The organism is Gluconobacter thailandicus F149-1 = NBRC 100600 (assembly GCF_000964465.1).
GTDB lineage: Bacteria > Pseudomonadota > Alphaproteobacteria > Acetobacterales > Acetobacteraceae > Gluconobacter > Gluconobacter thailandicus.
The window spans coordinates 23,660-42,236 of the sequence record NZ_BANH01000046.1; the positions used below are offsets into that span (position 1 = coordinate 23,660).

Genomic DNA, 18,577 nt, shown 5'->3' on the forward strand with positions numbered 1-18,577 from the left:
ATTAGAGCATAATAGATTACGGAGTCCATCATGGGCGGTCCAAATGCCTTGCAAAGCCGAGACAGGCTGTATGAACCCGTCTCCCGCCTGATGGCCCGGGAGGATTGGGAGCGACTGTATGCGGATGATATCGAAGCCATCCTGCGCCTGAAGCAGGAGCGCAATGCAGTCATTCTTGCTCACAACTATCAGACCCCTGAGATCTTCCACTGCGTGGCTGACATCCGCGGAGACAGCCTTGCTCTCGCACGGGACGCGCAGGATCTTGAAGCTGACGTGATCGTCATGGCAGGCGTTCACTTCATGGCGGAAACCGCCAAGCTCATGAACCCCGATAAAACCGTTCTGATCCCCGACGAACGGGCAGGCTGCTCGTTAGCGGAAAGCATTACGGCTGAAGACGTCCGGAAAATGAAAGAACGCTATCCTGGCGTTCCGGTCGTGACCTATGTCAACAGCACAGCTGATGTGAAAGCCGAAACAGATGTGTGCTGCACATCCGGGAACGCGAAGCGCGTTGTCGAGAGCCTGAACGTGCCGCGCGTCATCATGATCCCGGATGAGTTTCTGGCGCAGAATATCCAGAACGAAACCGGCATTGAAATGCTCACATGGCCGGGCCACTGCGAAGTCCACGAGCGCTTTACGCCGCAGGAAATCCGCCAGTATCGGCGTATGCATCCGGGCGTAACCGTCATCGCACACCCGGAATGCCCGCCTGATGTCGTGGCAGAAGCCGATTATTCCGGCTCAACAGCCAACATGATTGATTATGTGGCTAAGCAGAAACCCGAGAAGGTACTGCTCGTCACCGAATGCTCGATGAGCGACAACCTGACGACACTCAATCCGGAGACAGAATTTGTGCGCCCGTGCAACCTGTGTCCGCACATGAAACGCATCACGTTGGCTGGCATTCGTCGTGCTCTGGAAAACATGCAGACTCCAGTCACCATTCCATCCGCTCTTGAAGCACCAGCCCGAGCGGCCGTGGAACGGATGTTGGCAATCTAGCCATGACCAAGGCTCTTCTGAGCGCTCTTGCGGGTCAGCCAGTTATTGTTGGCGCAGGATTGGCTGGCCTGTCCGCTGCGCTCCATCTGCGCCAACCGTGCATCATCCTCACACCGTCACCACTAGGACTGGATGCCGCCAGCTCACTGGCACAGGGAGGGATTGCTGCGGCAATCGGAGCGGATGACTCACCAGCGCTGCATGCAGCAGACACGCTGGCTGCGGGCGCCGGCCTGAGTGTACCTGAGGTTGTGCGACGTGTGACAACCGCGGCCCCACAGGTCATCCAGACGCTGCTGGACTGGGGTGTTCCGTTCGCACGCAAAAACGGTGCTCTGGACCTGCATCTGGAAGCAGCACATTCTCGAAAACGCATTCTACACGTTGGAGGGGATGGTAGCGGGGCAGCCATCATGCAGACGCTCATCAGACGCGTGCAGGCTCGGGAGAGTATTACAGTGCTGGAGGGCACCTGTCTGAATGGACTGATGGTTCAGGATGGGCGTCTTCAAGGCGTCTATACGTCCGCAGGTTTCGTGCCAACATCTGCATGTCTCGTGGCCTCTGGAGGAATAGGGGCGCTTTACAGCGAGGCGACCAGTCCGGGGACAGTTCAGGGAGCCGGACTTGCCCATGCCGTCCGGGCTGGGGCACGGGTAGCTGATATGGAATTCACCCAGTTTCATCCGACGGCCCTGAAAACCGGTTCGATGACGGGGCGCCGTCCGCTTGTCAGCGAGGCTGTGCGTGGTGCCGGGGCCATTCTGGTTGATGAAAGGGGCGAACGCTTCACGGACGAACTACAGTCACGGGACGTCGTCGCCAGAGCAATTTTTGCTCATATCCGGGAAGGGCATGACGTTTTCCTGGATGGGCGCCATCTGCGAGGTGCAGTCTTCAGCCAGCAGTTTCCGGGCATCACTGCGGCCTGTCACGCCATTGGCGTTGATCCAGAAAGAGACCCCATCCCGGTCAGTCCAGCGATGCACTATCACATGGGCGGTCTGGACGTGAACGAGCGTGGACGCACCTCTGTTTCAGGACTATGGGCGGCAGGTGAAGCGGCGTGCACAGGTCTTCATGGTGCAAACCGCCTGGCCAGCAATTCCCTGCTGGAGGCCTTCCTCACAGGACAATGGGCAGCAGAAGATATTGATCACGTCAAACATCAGACGGTGCCACTTCGCTCTGTACCGACACGTTCTGCTCTGTCAGTTTCTTTCGATCGCATTCCAAAACTCATGAGTGAGTATGCTGGAATCCTCAGGGACGAAAATGGTCTTCAGGCTCTCCTGCATGCAACCCTGCCAGACGCAGAGACAAACGACGGAGCCCTTGTAGCAGCGCTTGTCGCTCAATCTGCGCTCATGCGACGTGAGAGCCGCGGAAGTCATTACCGGACGGACTACCCCGAAATAACAGATCCTTATCGAACAACTCTCACTTTTTCAGATCTTCCTGTTCCTGAAAGATTACTCTCATGACATTTCAGACTTTTCTGCCAGATCTTCTCTGGGAGCCTCTGGTCCGTACCGCACTGCTGGAAGATCTGGGGACGGGTGGCGATGTTACGACCCAGGCACTCCTGGACCCGAAACGACCATTACAGGCCATCTTCCGTGCCCGAAAAAAGGGCGTGCTCGCGGGCTTGCAAGGCGCTGAACTTGCTTTCACGCTGCTGGATAAAAGTGTGCGGTTCCTGCCTCAGAAAAACGATGGAGAGCAGATCTTTGCTGGTGATGTGCTGGCGGTGGTCGAAGGTGGGGCTGGAGCCGTCCTTGCTGGCGAACGGACTGCTCTGAATCTTCTGTCCCACCTCAGCGGGATCGCAACAGCGACGCGCGAAATCGTGGATGCTGTTGACGGAACCAACGTGCGGATCTGCTGCACGCGCAAGACGTTACCGGGGATGAAGGCCGTTCAGAAATATGCAGTTCGCGCCGGCGGCGGCTCCAGCCACCGATATAGGCTGGATGATGCCATTCTGATCAAGGACAACCATCTTGCACTCTGCGGCGGCGTCTCTGCTGCCCTTGCCAAAGCCCGTAGCCGGGCAGGGCATCTCATGAAAATAGAGCTCGAGGTTGATACACTGGAGCAACTTGAGGAGGCCTTGTCCGCCGGGGGAGCGGATGCGTATCTTCTCGACAATATGAGTTCGGATCAATTGCGGCAGGCGGTCAGACTGATTGCGGGAAGAGGCATTGCGGAAGCCTCAGGCGGGATTACTCCTGAAACAGTTCGCCCGATTGCGGAAACCGGTGTCGATATCATTTCCCTTGGCTGGCTGACACACACCGTTCGGGCGCTAGATATCGGGTTGGATATTGAGGGATAGGTCTAATGGCTTCCTGAGGGCGAACCCTCAGGACGTCAAACTTAACCGGTTACCTGATGGGCCATGACTGCACCCATGACAGGGTCTGTGATGCTGGGGCGACCGGTTTCCACATGACCTGCAAACCGTTGATGATTACTGCTCTCATCATCAGCCGACACGCTCACATCATACCATTGGTGGCTTGAAACCAGATCAAGAGACAAGGATAGCGTCTGTCCGGCTGCTATGAAAAGCGGCCTGTCTTCTGCACCGTAAGCATTATCCTTGATCAGCACTTTCTTGTCGGTGGTGCTGGTATTCTTCAGTTCAAGAGCAAGCTCTCCCGTCTCTCTCTGGTGGTTAGCCCGGACCAGCAGGGTCGATGGTGCACCACGCTGGAAATACCGCGCAAAGCCATTCGGGCCAAGAACCGTGAAGTCATGCTGACCGGCATGCGCCAAGTCCCAACGATCCGTAACGGATTTTCCAGGTTCCACCGTGTGACGGCGCGGTGTCTCGGTTGTTCCGTCCCGATAGATATAGAAGCTGGCACCGACCGTCCCCGTATTCCGGATTTCAAACGCCACAGCATCCGGGCCGTCATCAACCATATCCACAGCCAGATTGTATGGCAAAGGGCGGGCAGGGCGCGCACCGCGTTCCTGATCTCCGATATCATCCAATGTACTCTGATGAGGGATGACGGGGTTAGGCAGCTTGCAGGATGCATCAGCAATTTTCTTGTACGCCGCTGTATCGGGAAGCGGGACTTTCACATGGCTCTTGCGCGAGAAATCAAATGCACTTGTCAGATCACCGCAAACGGCACGACGCCAGGGAGTAATGTTGGTTTCCTTGACCCCAAACCGGCTTTCGATGAAGCGGATGACCGACGTATGGTCAAAAACTTCCGAACAGACAAAACCACCAGTGCTCCACGGAGAAATGGCAAAGGCAGGAACGCGCGGGCCGAGGCCATATGGCAGGTTGTCCGGCTTGTAGCGCTGCGATTCAAAATTCTGAAGATGCCTGTGGATTTCGCCCTCGGTTGAAACCGTACTCATGCCAGGCAGAACCGGAGTAGGGGGCTGTGGTGGCGGCATGTGATCGAAGTATCCGTCATTCTCATCGTACATGACAAGAAAGACGGTCTTGGCCCAGACATCCGGATTGGCCGTCAGGGCATCAAGAGCATGGGCAATAAACGTTGCGCCATATCCCGGCGTCCAGCGCGGATGTTCGGAGTAAGCTGCTGGAGGCAGGATCCATGAAACCTGCGGAAGCTTGTCGGCCAGCACATCCTGTTTGAGATGATCCAATGTACGGGCAGTCATGGCGCGCTGATGCAATGCAGAACCCGGCTGAGCCTCAGCAAAGTTCTTGAAACACATCAGCACATTAGTGCCGAAATTTCCGTTTTCGATATCTGCGCCCGAAAGACCCTGCTGATACACCTGCCAGGAGACGCCTGCATCCTGAAGCCGCTCAGGATAGGTTGTCCATGTGAACGGATCTGGCACCTTCGGAAAAAAATCCCGATCCACCCAGTCTACGTTGTCGAGGATTGGGCCGCCACCCGTGGCATTCGGATCCACCATACCGGACATCAGATAGAAGCGGTTCGGATGTGTCTGGGTGGGCGTGGAGCAAAAGTAATGATCACAGACCGTGAAGGCATCTGCCAGCGCGTAATGGAAGGGAATGTCTTCGCGCGTGTAGTACCCCATTGTCATATCTTTTTTGTGACGGGGCCACTGATTGTTCCAGCCCTTGTTGATCGCACCGTGGGTTGGCGACCAGGTATGGTCAAGGTCGATCACACATTCAGCGCTGGACGTCTGGGTTGGCAAATGAAACGGGGTAATCCAGCCATTCTCGGCCTTCTGTCTCTGCTGCCACCAAATGGGTTCACCACCTGGCCCACGAACAACATGCCGGTCTCCATAACCACGAACGCCTGCCAGATGACCTAGATAATGATCGAACGAGCGGTTTTCCTGCATCAGCACAACAATATGCTGCACATCTTCAAGGGTTCCGCTCTCCCGACGTGCAGGTATGGCGCGAGCGCGCTGGATCGATGGGAGGAGGGCGCTTAGGGAAAAGCCGGCACCAAGGCCCAGAAGGCCACGACGGTCGAGTTTTGCAGTCACCGGGTCATCTCTCTCGGGCAGTAACAGTTGGAGGAACGATTAACAGCCTACCCTCAAGAAATCACGAGAGCAGAACCGGATATTTTATGTTTGTTTTATGAACGTCTGCCTTACAGAACGGACAGCACAAGATACACGGCCTTTGGACTGGCCTCACAGCTGACCCGCACGCTGTTTCCATTCCATGACGGCACAAAGGCAAGATCAAAAGGAGAGAAACTGCTGGTGGGATCGTAGCCATGGAATGTTCCCGATTTCCAGGCGATATGCCCCGCTCCATAACAGCAGAATACCCGCAGTTTGGCTTTTCCGGAAGGCTGCTCAGTCTGACATTTCGATGTCAGTTGCAGAACCATTCTGTCCGAAACAGCAAATGCCGCAGCCAAAGCCGCTGTCTGCTCCACATCTTCGATCATGAAGGCTGGATAGCGCGCACGGATGGCGGAGGCTTTCAACTGCGTCAGGATCTCATTGAGTGTCCCATCCAGAAGAAGATCATCTGGCGGAAGCTGCTGCACCTGTAATGTCTGCTGCCAATCGCTCGGCACTTTCCGGGTCCAAACAACCATATCCAAATCTGTTCTGGCGAGATCTACCAGAATCTCCGGTCGGCTTGATGCCCGAACACGCGGTGCATCTGCAAGGACAGGATCAGGCCAGCTCTCAATCACAAACATGACGTCAGGCCGCAATCATCACAGGACTATCCATGGACGCCCCGCAGGCACCAGCCTCGTCAATCGTCAGAAGAAGCCTGTAGCGTTTCTCCGATGGCAGGACAGACAAACGCGGCGAGCGGTGGTGGACACTGGTCGCTTCAGACCATCCCGGAAAATGCTTTCCCTTAAGAAAGACAACAGCTCCATCCGGGGCCTGATGAATGTTCAGACCTCCATCTGCCGTCCATTCAACACCTGGGCCATCATAGGTGCGAAGCAGCCGCAACCCCACACAGTCCACATGGAATTTCCGGCAGCTATCAGTCGTCACTTTTTCAAGCCGAACGCGTAACGCCTGACGCCCGGAGACTTCCTGATATCGGGTTGCAAGTTCGATCATATCTGCGAGCAAAGGCAGGGTTTCATCCGTAAAAGCTTCGGCAAGATTATTCCGAATGGTTTCAAGCGCTCCCTGGGCCATGATCAGACGTGCGCCACTCACGCGATAGCTCTCCAGGGCACGCCTGAGAGATGTCGCAAGGCCTTGGGAATGAACGGTAATCGTGCGTTCCGGAGAGAGTATTTCCCTGAAAGCCGAGTGGCTGAGCAGTTGGTGACGCGTCGGGCATGCAGACATCGCAACAAAATCACTCTCACATATTGATATGTTATATCATAACGTTATAAATCTCTTTTGCAAGACTGCTCATTCCATCAAGGAGCCTTTGTCGTCATGGATGACCGATTGCCCGTTACCGTTCTCTCCGGCTTCCTCGGTGCTGGAAAAACGACACTTCTCAATCATATCCTGAACAACCGCGAAGCGCGCAAAATCGCAGTCATCGTCAATGATATGAGTGACGTGAACATTGACGCAGATCTCGTGCGACAGGGAGGAAGCGATCTCTCCCGCACAGACGAGAAACTTGTAGAAATGAGTAATGGGTGTATCTGCTGCACCTTGCGGGATGATCTTCTGCAGGAAGTCGATCGCCTGGCTCGTGAAAAGCGGTTCGATTATCTGTTGATCGAGTCAACCGGCATTGCAGAACCGCTTCCCGTCGCGGCCACTTTTGAATTCCGGGATGAGGACGGCCGTAGCCTTAGCGATATCGCCCGCCTCGATACCATGGTGACGGTCGTGGACGCAGTCAATCTGCTTCGCGATTATGGTTCAACGGACTTTCTGAAAGACCGGGGCGAAGTTGCGGGTGAAGATGATGAACGAGCGCTTGTGGACCTGCTGGTGGAGCAGATCGAGTTCGCCGATGTCGTGCTCCTGAACAAGATTAATACTGCGACACCTGAACAAAGAGAAGCCGCTCACCTCATCATCAGATCCCTCAACGCGGATGCAGAGGTCATCGAAACCAATCAGAGTAAGGTGCCTTTAGACAGGGTCCTGAACACTGGCCGCTTCGACTTTGATCGGGCTCATCAACATCCGATGTGGTTCAAGGAACTGTATGGCCATGCAGACCACGTTCCGGAAACGCAGGAATACGGAATTTCAAGCTTCGTTTACAGAGCTCGCCGTCCATTTTCACCGGAAGCATTTGCACGGTTCATCGAACAATCCTGGGCAGGTGTCGTGCGGGTCAAAGGCTATTTCTGGCTGGCAACGCGGCCGGATTGGGTAGGTGAACTGAGTATTGCAGGTGCGCTCGCCCGAAATCAGGCCGCGGGACGATGGTGGAGCAGTGTACCGCAGCAGTCCTGGCCTGATGATGATACGTGGCGCGCTACCCTCGCAAAATACTGGGACGACACATATGGAGATCGCCGTCAGGAACTCGTTTTTATTGGCGCAGGCATGGATGAAGAAAATATTCGAGCGGCGCTGGACAACTGCCTGATGCCAGAAGCTATAGATGGCATTTTCATGCCTTGGCACTTTGACACTCTCCCAGATCCATTTCCTGCCTGGGAATGATGGCAATCATACGGGAACAATAAACCGCTTTGAGATTGACACCCCTCCGACGCACTCGGATGATTGGGGTCGGTCCATTTCGAGCGGAACCCATGACCCAGGACGATGCCTCTTTCATTTCTGATCCAACGTCTTCCAAGCAGGAGGAGAGGCCCCGCCGCCGGCAGAAACGACACTACCGCCGGGGTCATATTACAACACGGCAATGCCTCATCTTCACATTGCCATGCCGCCGCCGCTTCATGAAGGTCAGATCACATATTCCGATGGGACAAAGGCTACCGTTCCCCAGATGGCCCAGGATGTGGGAGCGTTCCTGTCATGGGCAGCGCATCCCCACCTTCAGACCAGACACCGAACAGGGTGGTTTGTCCTGACCTATCTGGCCATCCTGAGTGGCCTGTTGTTCGTTCTCAAGCGCCGCGTCTGGGCTAGACGGAATAGCGACAACCCATGATCAGGGCAGGGGATGCAAAGCATTCAGTGCTTCACGTTCTGACAGGATATCCTTGGCTTTCATCGGCGTAACACGTTGCGCCTTAAACTCATCCGCAGAAAAGACCGGCGGCGTACCAGGAGTATTCAACGAGGACACATAGGTCAGAACGGCAGCCAGTTCTTCGTCAGTCAAAGACTTGAAGGGCGGCATATAGCCCATATAGCTCACATCAGATGCCTCAAGCGGCCCATGAAGTCCGTTCAACAGAACATGGGTCAGATAGGCTTTACCTTCAGGAAAGCCGGCGATCTTGCCAACACGCCCGCTGAGCGGAGGAAACTGGCTGGGAGAACCGATCCCGGATGTCTGATGGCAGACGCTGCACTTACTGTTGTAAATCGCCAATCCATCCTCTGCCTGAGCAACAGAGAGCGCCCCTAAGGCAACAGTCAGAAGGAAGGCAGTACACTTGAACATAGCAGCAACCCTGAGTGTAATAACGGTAAATCGCGGATACGAGCATCCTTCAGGGCATAATCCTGACAGGGCATTGTTCGGCAGGCAAGGCAATGTCCTGACGTGAGAGAAACGTACGATCCGTCAGAAGTCGTAGAAAAGCCGAAATACTCTCTATCTCTGCCCTCGATAAAATGTCTGCATCCGGATGGGCCTGGATGGCAGCAACGAGTGTCGGCGCAGATCCGTCATGCAGATAGGGAGCCGTAACTTCAACATTGCGAAGGGACGGCGTTCTGACAGGGCTGCTCTGACTACTGGAAAGCACGTGAAAGGCCTGATCCATGAACAGGGGAGGTTCATGACAGGAACTGCATTTCGCTTTACCAAAAAACAATCTCTCACCACGTTGCTGCTCTACTGTTTCTTTGTGTCCAGGCTGGTCCCACAGTGCTTTATTCGACACCAGAATGCGCTCAAACGCTGCGATAGCCTGAGAGACATGCTCTGCATCCATTACGCTCGCTTTGCCTGGAAACGCAGTTGCAAAAAGCGCGTGGTAACAGGAATTCCCTGAAAGGCGCCGGGAGAGTTCCGCCATATCGGTCATCCCCATTTCAACCGGATGATGGCCGCTCAGAGGGATAAAGAACTGCTTTTCAAGAGAGGTAACGTGCTGATCTATCCACGTCAGACTTTGAAACGCTCCCACGTTGGCGAGAGACGGAACGTTTCGGATGCCCTGTTCATCCGTGACGCCAGGATGTGTTGGATTACCGTCAGAAAAGGCATGTCTCTGTTCGTGACATGTTGCGCAGGACATGCTGCCATCCAGAGACAGGTCTGCATCGTAGAAGAGACGATGGCCTAGTTCTTTCTTTGCTGCGTCTGGAGACAGAGAGGCAGCGAGAGCAGGAACTGCCAGCCAACTCAATGAGACCAGCAATAGAGACAGGCCAGAGAACTTCACGGAACGGCAGACACCATCACAGGGATATCCTGCTGACCACTGCCGGCAAGCTGGAGGGTATAAGTGCCTGTTTTAAGAGAAAAATCGACCATCTTGCGAATGCCGGAACAATCAGGACCATGCTGATGCTGGATCGAGCTTACCGGAGTGGCGCCGCCCACAACATCGATCCACGTCTTATTCGGAAGCATGACTCTGTATGTACCGTCCTTGATAACCTCAAAAATCACCATGCCGCTATAGCTGACACTCCCTCCTGGCTCGGCCGGCCGCTGCAGGAACTGCACATCCGGTGTATGGGCAAGATGTATCTGGGAGGCATGCCCCAACGTCAGCTTGCTGGCAGGAAGACTACCAGCCTGAGTGGCAGCATTCAGGGGGAGGGGATTGCTCCATCCTTCATATCCTGCGGGCAAGGGAGGAAGGCCACTTTTACAAATCGCCTCATCGGCCAGCGCGGCGCTGACATGACAGGCAAACAGAGCTGAGGATAATGGAATAAAAATACGCTTCATGATGAGGGTCCTGATCAACAGCAATCTCATCATGAAGTACCAGACTTCGGAACTTTTCCAGAGCCATAACGGCGTCGAAAAATGTCACTTTGTCCCGTAAAATGCGGCTTCCCGGCCTCTTCGCGCAAAATCAGAGGCTGGGTGCACTGAATGTGTCACACCGGTTGATGTCACCGCTGCTCAGGCCGCGCTTGAACCAGCTGACGCGCTGTGCCGAAGTCCCATGCGTGAAGCTGTCGGGAACAACATATCCTCTGGCCTGACGCTCCAGCCGATCATCTCCAACAGCGGCGGCGGCGTTCATGCCCTCTTCGACGTCCCCTGTCTCCAGAAGATGCTTCCCGTCATTTGCCCGCTTGGCCCAGACGCCAGCGAAACAGTCGGCCTGAAGTTCCACACGTACGGACAGCCCGTTGGCCCCCTTTTGCGTAGCATCTCCCTGACGGTTGACCTGTTGCATAATGCCAAGTTCATTCTGCACGTGATGGCCGATCTCGTGAGCCACGACATATGCTTTTGCAAAATCGCCCCCGGCGCCCAGCCGGTTCTGTAATTCCTGAAAGAACTGGAGATCCAGATAAACCTTATGATCAGCAGGGCAGTAGAACGGTCCCACCGATGTCTGGGCATAGCCACAGGCAGACTGTACGCCACCGCTGAAGAGGGTCAGACGAGGATCATGGTATGTCCGGCCCATCTGCTGGAAGTATGCGGTCCAGACATCCTCAGTTGAGCCAAGAATACGGGCAATAAACTGTTTTCCGGCATCGTTCGCGGGCCGCTGCACCTGAGCCACCGTCGGACTGCTGGAAGAAGGGCCAGTCTGCATAAGATTCAGGACAATCCGGGGATCAACCCCGAAATAAAGCGCACCAATCACAAGGATGACACCGCCGATCCCACCAATTCGCAAAGGGGTACGACCGCCTCCGCCGGAACCCCGCACGTCATCGATGTTGCTGCTTTCCCGCTGATCGTCCAGACGCATGGATATACTGTCCCGTTTTTACCTGCCCGTTCTGGGCTTGAACTACGCCAATCCTAGCAGGTTTGAAGATGGACGTGCAAAAGCGGGGTAATTTCTCTGCTCGCAGGAAATTGCCCGGAAAACTGAAGACTTTTCCTTAATTTGCGGTCACAGTCGCTAGCCTCATGACCGGAGCGTTTCCATGCTGTCGAAATCTGCCTTCCTGTGTATGTTTTCCCTGCTCTCTGTTGCTCCCGCGTTTGCCGATCCTACCCTGGATCAGGCCGTACAGTCCCCTGGGAGAAGCACCGCCTTCGTATCACGGGATGTCGTACGCCATCCTGTTGAAGAGCTTACCTTTTTTGGACTGAAACCCGATGCCAATGTCGTGGAGATCTGGCCATTCGGGGGGTACTGGACGCAAATTCTGGCCCCTTATCTCCACGATTACGGAACATATACCGTCGCATTAGGGCCATTTGATCTGAAGAAACAGACGATCAGTCAATTCCAGAGCGAACACCCGGAAGTTTACGGACGCATCAAGACAACCCAATTCGATTCACAACATCTCGATTTTGCGCCTGCAAACAGTGTCGATCTCGTGCTGACGTTCCGTAACATGCATAACTGGATGAAAGCTGGAAACGCACCGGAAATGCTCGCCGCCATTCACCGAGCGCTGAAGCCAGGTGGCATTCTGGGAATTGAGGATCACCGCGGAAACACGACCGCCCCTCAGGACCCGCAGGCAAAAGACGGCTATGTGCGCCAAGCCTACGCAATCGACCTAATCCAGAAGGCAGGATTCAAATTGGTTGGCACATCCGAAATCAACGCTAATCCGAAGGATACAGCCAACTGGCCCAAAGGCGTCTGGACGTTGCCTCCTACTTACGCCCTTGGGGCGAAGGATCATGCAAAGTATGAAGCCATTGGAGAAGGGGACAATTTTGTACTTAAATTTCAGAAGATTAAGGACTGAGGTTTAAATCTGAGCCATCCCACGTCGAGAAGTCTGATGCAGTAGGCACATATTTTCAGGCTGATACCGATAAACGCCATTGCCGAAACCGGGGACTTCGTATAGATCCACCTCCACAGTCCGCGGGCATGGTGGAATTGGTAGACACGCCAGATTTAGGTTCTGGTGGCGCAAGCTGTGGGGGTTCAAGTCCCTCTGCCCGTACCAGCGAATAAAACTGTCAGCTGTTAATCGACGACAATCGCGATCTGGCTTTCCCCCCCGGAAACTGGCGTTACTTCGACCTTTACGGGAATGCGCTCTTTCAGTTCTTCCACGTGACTGATCACGCCAACACGGCGCCCTTGTGCTTGCAGATGTTCGAGCACGGCAATCGCCTGCCCAAGGCTTGCAGAGTCCAGTGCACCGAACCCCTCATCAATAAACAGGCTCTCGATCCGGATGCCACGCCCTGTGGACATTTCCGAAAGCCCTAATGCGAGTGCAAGACTGACAAGAAAGCGTTCACCCCCCGAGAGGTTTTGCAGTCCACGCACAAGACCGCCCATGTCATTATCAATAACCTCAATCAGCATTTCTCCCGCAGGGGCACGTTGGAGGCTGTAACGGGGCTTGAGATCCGCAAGACGTTCGTTGGCGAAATCGATGAGATGATCAAGCGTCAGGCTCTGTGCGAAATTACGGAACCGCTTACCCTGAGCATCGCCCAGTATATCTCCCAACTGTTCCCAGACATGACCATCTGCGCGTTTTGCATCGAGTTGCGCCCTGAGTTCGGCTGTTTGCAAACGCGTTTCGTCGTCCTGCAGGACCCTTGCTTCCAGTCGCGTCAGCGCGGTCTTGGCATCCGCGACGGTTGTTTTCGCCAACACAAGCTGCTGCTCCAGATCGGCAAAGTCAAAAGCCGCCTGCCTGCTGGCTTCGTGCTGGGCATAGTCGCTTTCTCGGGGCTTCAGAGTAGCACAAGCGTCACTGTAAGCCTTATTCAGTTCAGAGAGTGCCTTTTCTTCAGCGGCGGCATACTCCGGACCACGCGCCTGTGCCTCACTGATGTCCGCTCGACTGAACCCCTCAAGCACCAGCCTGGACTCAAAACTTTCAGACAGTTGGAAGAGCTCTTTTTGAACTCCTTCCAAAAGCTTCACAGCCCCTTCACAGCGTGTTCTTGCTCCCACAGCACATTCGGAAGCGGTATTTTTGATGTCCAGGGCTTTTTGCAAAGCCTCTTCTGCCTCTCGAACAGCCCCGTCAATCTTCTCAATCACGCTCTCCACAGACTGCCCGTCAAGCAGCCCCGAGCGTTTTCGCACTAGCGCCTGATGGACGTCGTGTTTCGTCTGCCATTCGACTTGTATGTCAGCAAGAACTTCTCTTGCTGCATATACGTCACTCTCAGCACGGGCATGTTTGGCGGTTAGGCTGGGCCAATCTCTTTCCATTGGGATATGCGCTTCGTTTTTGGAACGCCACTCAGAAAGATTTTCGGAGAGCCAAACTGCCGGATCGCCTGAAAGGTCGCGCCACGCAACTGCCCTAGATAGTCTAGCGTCAAGCAGTTCTTCCAGACGCTTTCGCTCTTCTTCCTGCTGAAGAAGCTTATGCTCGGCATCTTTCAATCTGCTCTCTGTTTCCCGGTACTCCCCCTCGACCGCTTCATGAGACTGACGCGCCATATCGCAGTGTGCCCGAGCGACACGCTCCGCTTTCCTGACCGTATCAAGCTCAAGCATTTTTGCGTTGAACGCGGCCTGCTCCTGCCCAAGAGCCGTGAGGCATGTCTCCGCTTCATCGGCCAGCTCTGGCCCTGACTGATCGTTGCTCAGACCACAGGCCTTACAGTCTAACGCCAACTGGGTCACGCCCACCTGCCACGCCGCCCGATAAGCCTCTTTTGCGTTGCCTTGGTTATTCTGTTGCTCATGCAGTCGGGAGAGTTGCGCCTGAGCACTATCCCCCCAGGTTCTCAGAACCGTAACGCGTTCCCGTGCAGCTTCGAGAACAGTGGTAGCCTCGGTGGTCCTTTTCTGGGCTTTTTCAATGGCTCCATCCAGAATGGCGTCCAGCGCGTCAAGATGATGCTCGGTGGCCCCGCAGACTGGGCACGCCTCTCCATCAACCAGTGCGGCCCGCATCAGTGCCGCCGCATCGCTGGTCGTATTACGACAATGCTCTTCCGAACGCTTGGCCTCTTTTAAAACGGCTGACAGGATCGGGAGCTGTTTATCGAGCTGAGCAAGTTCCGTGCTGTAATGGGTCTGCTCTGTAGTCAGACGCTGAATGTCCTCAACTGTCTTGCCATAAGCTGCTTCAGCCGCCGTCAGATCTCCATGAAGACGCTGAACTTCCTGATTTTTCCTTTGAAGGTTCTCCAGCGCGCGAATGCCAGAGGCGAGGCGTTCGGATTTTTCAGGGTGCGGCGCGTTCGCTTCCGCCCGCGCTGCGGTGCCTTCCGCAGATTGTAGAGCACGAGCCGCATCATCAAACTCAACCCTGGCATGCTGAGCTTTTATCGCCACTTCCGTATACTGAAGGCGAGCCTGTCGCTCTTCATCCGCGAGCCCTGACAACTGTTCGAGAAGCCGCTTATGCCCCTTGAGGTCAGACATGAGTTCAGCTTCAAAAGGTATCAGCTTCGCAAGCTCTGACTTTTCATCCAACCATGCTGAAAGTTCGTTTTTCTTAAATTGCGACTCACGAACCGCCTGAGTGATTTCAGTCAATATTTTCTGTAAGTTTTCAGATTTATCTATCTGATTTTGAAGATTTTTCTCTGATAATTCGAAGCCACTGAAGACATGCTTCAGTTCCATATCCACTGCACGAGCAGCCTGAATATCGGGAGATGCGTCCAGCTGCGAACACTTAACACCATTGAGAGCCTGCTGGGCCGTTTCAAGCCCATTTTCAGCGATAGCCAGCGCATCGGTGGCATTCTGATCTGTCTGCTGAGCTTGAAGCACAGCAGCTTCAGCCTGACGAACTCTTTCTTCGGTGTCCCTTAATCGTTCCCAGGCTCCCAGATGAGTCAGAGCCTGCTTGTGACGTTTCAGGGCAGCGAGACGAGGAGCGACACTCTCGCAAGCCTGTCGCGCGACTTCGCAGCCATGGATCGCTTCGTCACGCTTGGATTTCAGATCGGCCAGTCTGTCATGCCAGTTTCGGGCATCCTGAAGCTGCGTATATATGGCGAGTTTCTCGTCATGAAACGCCTGTGCAGCCTGTCGTTCTGCTTCCAGCAGGTTTCGCGCTTCGCTGCCGAGGCCATTCATGGCTGCGATCTGTCTTTCAAGACTATCGTATCCCGCGCGGACATCACGGGCTTTCTCAAAGGCGAGCCTGCCAACACGGCTGTAAATATCAGCACCTGTCAGTTTTTCGAGCAGTTGTGCCCGTTCATCGCCGTCAGCCTTGATGAAAGCCTCGAACTCTCCCTGTGCCAGAACAACAGCACGGCCAAACTGCTGAGCATTCAGACCAACAAGCCGAAGGATTTCTGCTTTGGTTTCGGTCTTTTTTCCTCCCAGCCGCTCACCCGTATCGAGACATTCCAGGTCGAGCGTGCTGGCCTGCAGCTTGCCATCTGCACGTTCCCGGGCACGTCGAACAGTCCAACGGCTACGATAGCTTCGGCCATCCCGTCCGATAAAATCGAGTTCTGCAAAGCCATGACCTGCGCCATGCCGCAAAATAGCCCGTGGATCCTGGGGCCCAATTTCGTCGTGAGTGATTTGCCCGGTTTTGGGGGCACTTTCCAGACGGGGGATGGTATCGAAAAGGGCCAGACTTATCGCGTCCAGAAGCGTGGATTTTCCAGCCCCCGTTGGACCGGTAATCGCAAAGATACCGGCGTCTGCCAGAACCCCCGTGCTGAAACTGACCTCGAATGAACCTGCGAGACTGGCGAGATTCCTGCCACGGATTGCAAGGATCTGCATCAGTCTGCCTTTGTAAGAGTAGGGTCAGCGGTTTCCGCCAGAAGGAGAAGCTCCGCAAAAGCACGTTCCAGCGCTGTATCCGGGCCCTTGTCGTATTTCCGTTCATGAAGTGCCACGAAAACCTTTTCGGGCTGAAGATCGGCAAGTTCCTGCCTCTGGTATGCCAGTGATCCTAAGTGGCCACCTTGCTGAGCAACACGGTTGATACGCGTCAGCCGAACAGATTTTCCCTCCAACGCATTCAGTATCCGGGAATGCAGATGCGGCTCTGCAGTCTCCATGAGAACGGAAACTTCCAGAAACGGCTGCTGATCGCGCGGGAGTGATTCCACAGGAAGAGCCTCCAGCTCTTTCACGACATCATCAAGACAACGCGGCGCGCCATTGGGAACACGCAGAAACGGAACAGTGCGGGGAATGAGCAGCTCTTCTGCCAGCGGCTCATTGGGCGTCAACGTCACAAGGGTGACACAATGTCGATAGTCACGTTCAGTTACAGACAGTGGGAAGGGAGAGCCTGCGTAACGGATCAGGGAAGGTCCAGTGATCTTCTGAGCGCGATGAAGATGTCCAAGTGCGCCATAGGTGACGTCAGCGCTAAACAGGGATGCGGCATGCGCTTCTTCACCCCCTATGACGATCCGGCGCTCTGACAGCTCTGACACGTCCCCTCCGGCAACATGGAGATGCCCGGTGAGAACAACGGGAAGACCATTTGCCCGAGCCGAAAGCTCGCTGGTTGTTTCCACGTACAGCTCTTCCAGGCTTCCCTTTCCGAGGTCGCCGGGACGACAGAAAGGAACTGCTCCGAGCCAGCCGGCAACCTGACCATCCGAATTCTCAAGCGGGATACAGATCCGTTCAAAATCTGGCTGACGGTTCTTTTTAGGGAGACCGCCAACAAGATAAACGCGCTCATCGACAAGAGCGCCAGGCAGATCGATCCTCAGAGCACTATCATGGTTTCCGCCAATCATGATGATCTGGAGTTGCGGCAAGCGTCTTCTGGCGTCTGCTATGAACGTATAGAGCCTTTGCTGGGCTGAGACTGGCGGGTTCGCCACGTCATACAGATCCCCTGTGACAAGCAGGACGTCACAGGAGTGTTCTTCAGTCGTATCAAGAAGCCACGCAAGGAAGGCATCGTGTTCCGCCTCGCGGGAGTGACCAGCAAGTTCGTGGCCGAGATGCCAGTCGGATGTATGGAGGATTTTGACGGATTTCAAAGACTGTTTCTACCGGAACTGCTCAGGACATGACGCGCCATGCTGACACATCGGAAAAAGCATGTCCAAGCGCTTCCGGTATGCCAGCCTGCACGGCCGCCGAAATGGATCAGGGGGTGAAAACGATCGTCTTGTTTCCGTTCAGAATAGCACGACGTTCCACATGATACCGGACGGCACGGGCGAGAACCCGGCGTTCAATGTCTCTGCCTTTACGGATCAGATCGTCCGGATCATCCGCATGGGAAATCCGTTCCACGTCCTGCTCGATGATCGGACCTTCATCGAGATCACTGGTCACATAGTGAGCGGTAGCTCCGATCAGTTTGACACCGCGACTGAAGGCCTGATGGTAGGGACGGGCTCCCTTGAAACCAGGCAGGAACGAGTGGTGAATATTGATGCAACGCCCGGAAAGACGCGTCGCCATTTCGTTCGACAGGATCTGCATGTAGCGGGCAAGGACAGCCAGTTCCGCTCCGCTCTCCTGAAAGACGGTCCAGATCCGCTCTTCCTGCTCCGCCTTGGTGTCTTTCGTGATTGGCAGATGATGGAAAGGGATGCCATGGAAATCCAGATCCACGTAGGTTTCCCGTGGATGGTTGGAAATAATGCCTACGGGGTCGATCTGGAGCTCCCCAATCCGCCACCGATACAGCAGATCCACAAGGCAATGATCAAAGCGGGAAACGAACAGAAGAACCTTCAACCGCTTTGAACGGTCACTGATGGACCAATTCATTGAAAAAATCTCAGCCAGTTCAGCGAATTCAGCCTTCAGGGCGTCCTCTGAAAGAGCCCCCTTTGGAAGTTCGAAAACGATACGCATGAAAAACTGGGTACTGTCCGTGTCATCGAACTGCTGTGCTTCGGTAATATTGGCGCCCAACTCGAAAAGTCGCTGACTGATGGCTGCGACGATACCCGGGCGGTTCGGGCAACTGAATGTGACGATGTAGGTCGTGAGAGACGATGACTGACGTATCATGAAGTGAAGTCCGCTTG

General features: G+C 54.8%; 16 protein-coding genes and 1 tRNA gene. 7 read left to right on the forward strand and 10 right to left on the reverse strand.

Annotated elements, in window-relative coordinates:
• Positions 1 to 30 precede the first annotated feature (30 nt).
• Genes nadA through nadC form a run of 3 tightly spaced genes read left to right on the forward strand, consistent with a single transcriptional unit; the run spans position 31 to position 3,352 of the window.
• Positions 31 to 1,014 carry a quinolinate synthase NadA gene (gene nadA / locus B7444_RS12210; RefSeq protein ID WP_007283756.1) on the forward strand — a complete coding sequence of 328 codons (984 nt, stop codon included), beginning with the start codon at positions 31 to 33 and terminating at the stop codon, positions 1,012 to 1,014.
• A 2-nt stretch (positions 1,015 to 1,016) separates the two neighbouring features.
• Entirely contained in the window at positions 1,017 to 2,498 is a 1,482-nt protein-coding gene (locus tag B7444_RS12215) for an L-aspartate oxidase (protein WP_007283757.1), read from the forward strand.
• A complete protein-coding gene (gene nadC, locus B7444_RS12220) occupies positions 2,495 to 3,352 on the forward strand; it encodes a carboxylating nicotinate-nucleotide diphosphorylase (RefSeq protein WP_007283758.1) in 858 nt (285 codons plus the stop codon). The genes B7444_RS12215 and nadC overlap by 4 nt, the downstream gene beginning before the upstream one ends.
• Before the next feature lie 41 nt (positions 3,353 to 3,393).
• Here the strand turns inward: nadC and B7444_RS12225 are convergent, their stop codons facing one another.
• The 3 genes from B7444_RS12225 to B7444_RS12235 form a co-directional block, all read right to left on the reverse strand.
• Positions 3,394 to 5,487, reverse strand: coding sequence for a phosphocholine-specific phospholipase C (locus B7444_RS12225; protein WP_007283759.1), 2,094 nt, complete (start codon positions 5,485 to 5,487; stop codon positions 3,394 to 3,396).
• A 110-nt stretch (positions 5,488 to 5,597) separates the two neighbouring features.
• Entirely contained in the window at positions 5,598 to 6,164 is a 567-nt protein-coding gene (locus B7444_RS12230) for a hypothetical protein (protein WP_007283760.1), read from the reverse strand.
• 4 nt (positions 6,165 to 6,168) lie between these two features.
• Positions 6,169 to 6,783, reverse strand: a complete 615-nt coding sequence (locus B7444_RS12235) for a DUF1826 domain-containing protein (RefSeq protein ID WP_007283761.1) — start codon at positions 6,781 to 6,783, stop codon at positions 6,169 to 6,171.
• Positions 6,784 to 6,879: 96 nt separating this feature from the next.
• On the opposite strand from B7444_RS12235, the gene zigA reads away from it, so the two are divergent.
• A complete protein-coding gene (zigA, locus tag B7444_RS12240) occupies positions 6,880 to 8,079 on the forward strand; it encodes a zinc metallochaperone GTPase ZigA (RefSeq protein ID WP_007283762.1) in 1,200 nt (399 codons plus the stop codon).
• A 205-nt stretch (positions 8,080 to 8,284) separates the two neighbouring features.
• Positions 8,285 to 8,536: a ubiquinol-cytochrome c reductase gene (locus tag B7444_RS12245; RefSeq protein ID WP_007283763.1), complete on the forward strand. Its 252-nt coding sequence runs from the start codon at positions 8,285 to 8,287 to the stop codon at positions 8,534 to 8,536.
• Here the strand turns inward: B7444_RS12245 and B7444_RS12250 are convergent, their stop codons facing one another.
• From B7444_RS12250 to ypfJ, 4 genes are all read right to left on the reverse strand, one after another.
• Entirely contained in the window at positions 8,537 to 8,995 is a 459-nt protein-coding gene (locus B7444_RS12250) for a c-type cytochrome (RefSeq protein ID WP_007283764.1), read from the reverse strand.
• 49 nt (positions 8,996 to 9,044) lie between these two features.
• Positions 9,045 to 9,944, reverse strand: a complete 900-nt coding sequence (locus B7444_RS12255; RefSeq protein WP_007283765.1) for a cytochrome-c peroxidase — start codon at positions 9,942 to 9,944, stop codon at positions 9,045 to 9,047.
• A complete protein-coding gene (locus tag B7444_RS12260) occupies positions 9,941 to 10,459 on the reverse strand; it encodes a hypothetical protein (RefSeq protein WP_007283766.1) in 519 nt (172 codons plus the stop codon). Before B7444_RS12260 ends, B7444_RS12255 begins: the two co-directional genes overlap by 4 nt.
• Before the next feature lie 130 nt (positions 10,460 to 10,589).
• The gene (ypfJ, locus tag B7444_RS12265) at positions 10,590 to 11,447 is read right to left on the reverse strand and encodes a KPN_02809 family neutral zinc metallopeptidase (RefSeq protein ID WP_007283767.1); all 858 of its coding nucleotides are present in this window, start codon (positions 11,445 to 11,447) and stop codon (positions 10,590 to 10,592) included.
• A gap of 181 nt (positions 11,448 to 11,628) precedes the next feature.
• On the opposite strand from ypfJ, the gene B7444_RS12270 reads away from it, so the two are divergent.
• Positions 11,629 to 12,411 (forward strand): class I SAM-dependent methyltransferase, encoded by a 783-nt coding sequence (locus tag B7444_RS12270; RefSeq protein ID WP_007283768.1) that lies wholly within the window; start codon positions 11,629 to 11,631, stop codon positions 12,409 to 12,411.
• 122 nt (positions 12,412 to 12,533) lie between these two features.
• Positions 12,534 to 12,618, forward strand: a tRNA-Leu gene (locus B7444_RS12275).
• A 20-nt stretch (positions 12,619 to 12,638) separates the two neighbouring features.
• Here B7444_RS12275 and B7444_RS12280 read toward each other — a convergent pair.
• From B7444_RS12280 to purU, 3 genes are all read right to left on the reverse strand, one after another.
• A complete protein-coding gene (locus B7444_RS12280; protein WP_007283769.1) occupies positions 12,639 to 16,346 on the reverse strand; it encodes an AAA family ATPase in 3,708 nt (1,235 codons plus the stop codon).
• Positions 16,346 to 17,572 (reverse strand): exonuclease SbcCD subunit D C-terminal domain-containing protein, encoded by a 1,227-nt coding sequence (locus B7444_RS12285; protein WP_007283770.1) that lies wholly within the window; start codon positions 17,570 to 17,572, stop codon positions 16,346 to 16,348. Before B7444_RS12285 ends, B7444_RS12280 begins: the two co-directional genes overlap by 1 nt.
• A gap of 109 nt (positions 17,573 to 17,681) precedes the next feature.
• Positions 17,682 to 18,560 carry a formyltetrahydrofolate deformylase gene (gene purU / locus B7444_RS12290; RefSeq protein ID WP_007283771.1) on the reverse strand — a complete coding sequence of 293 codons (879 nt, stop codon included), beginning with the start codon at positions 18,558 to 18,560 and terminating at the stop codon, positions 17,682 to 17,684.
• Positions 18,561 to 18,577: the final 17 nt, after the last annotated feature.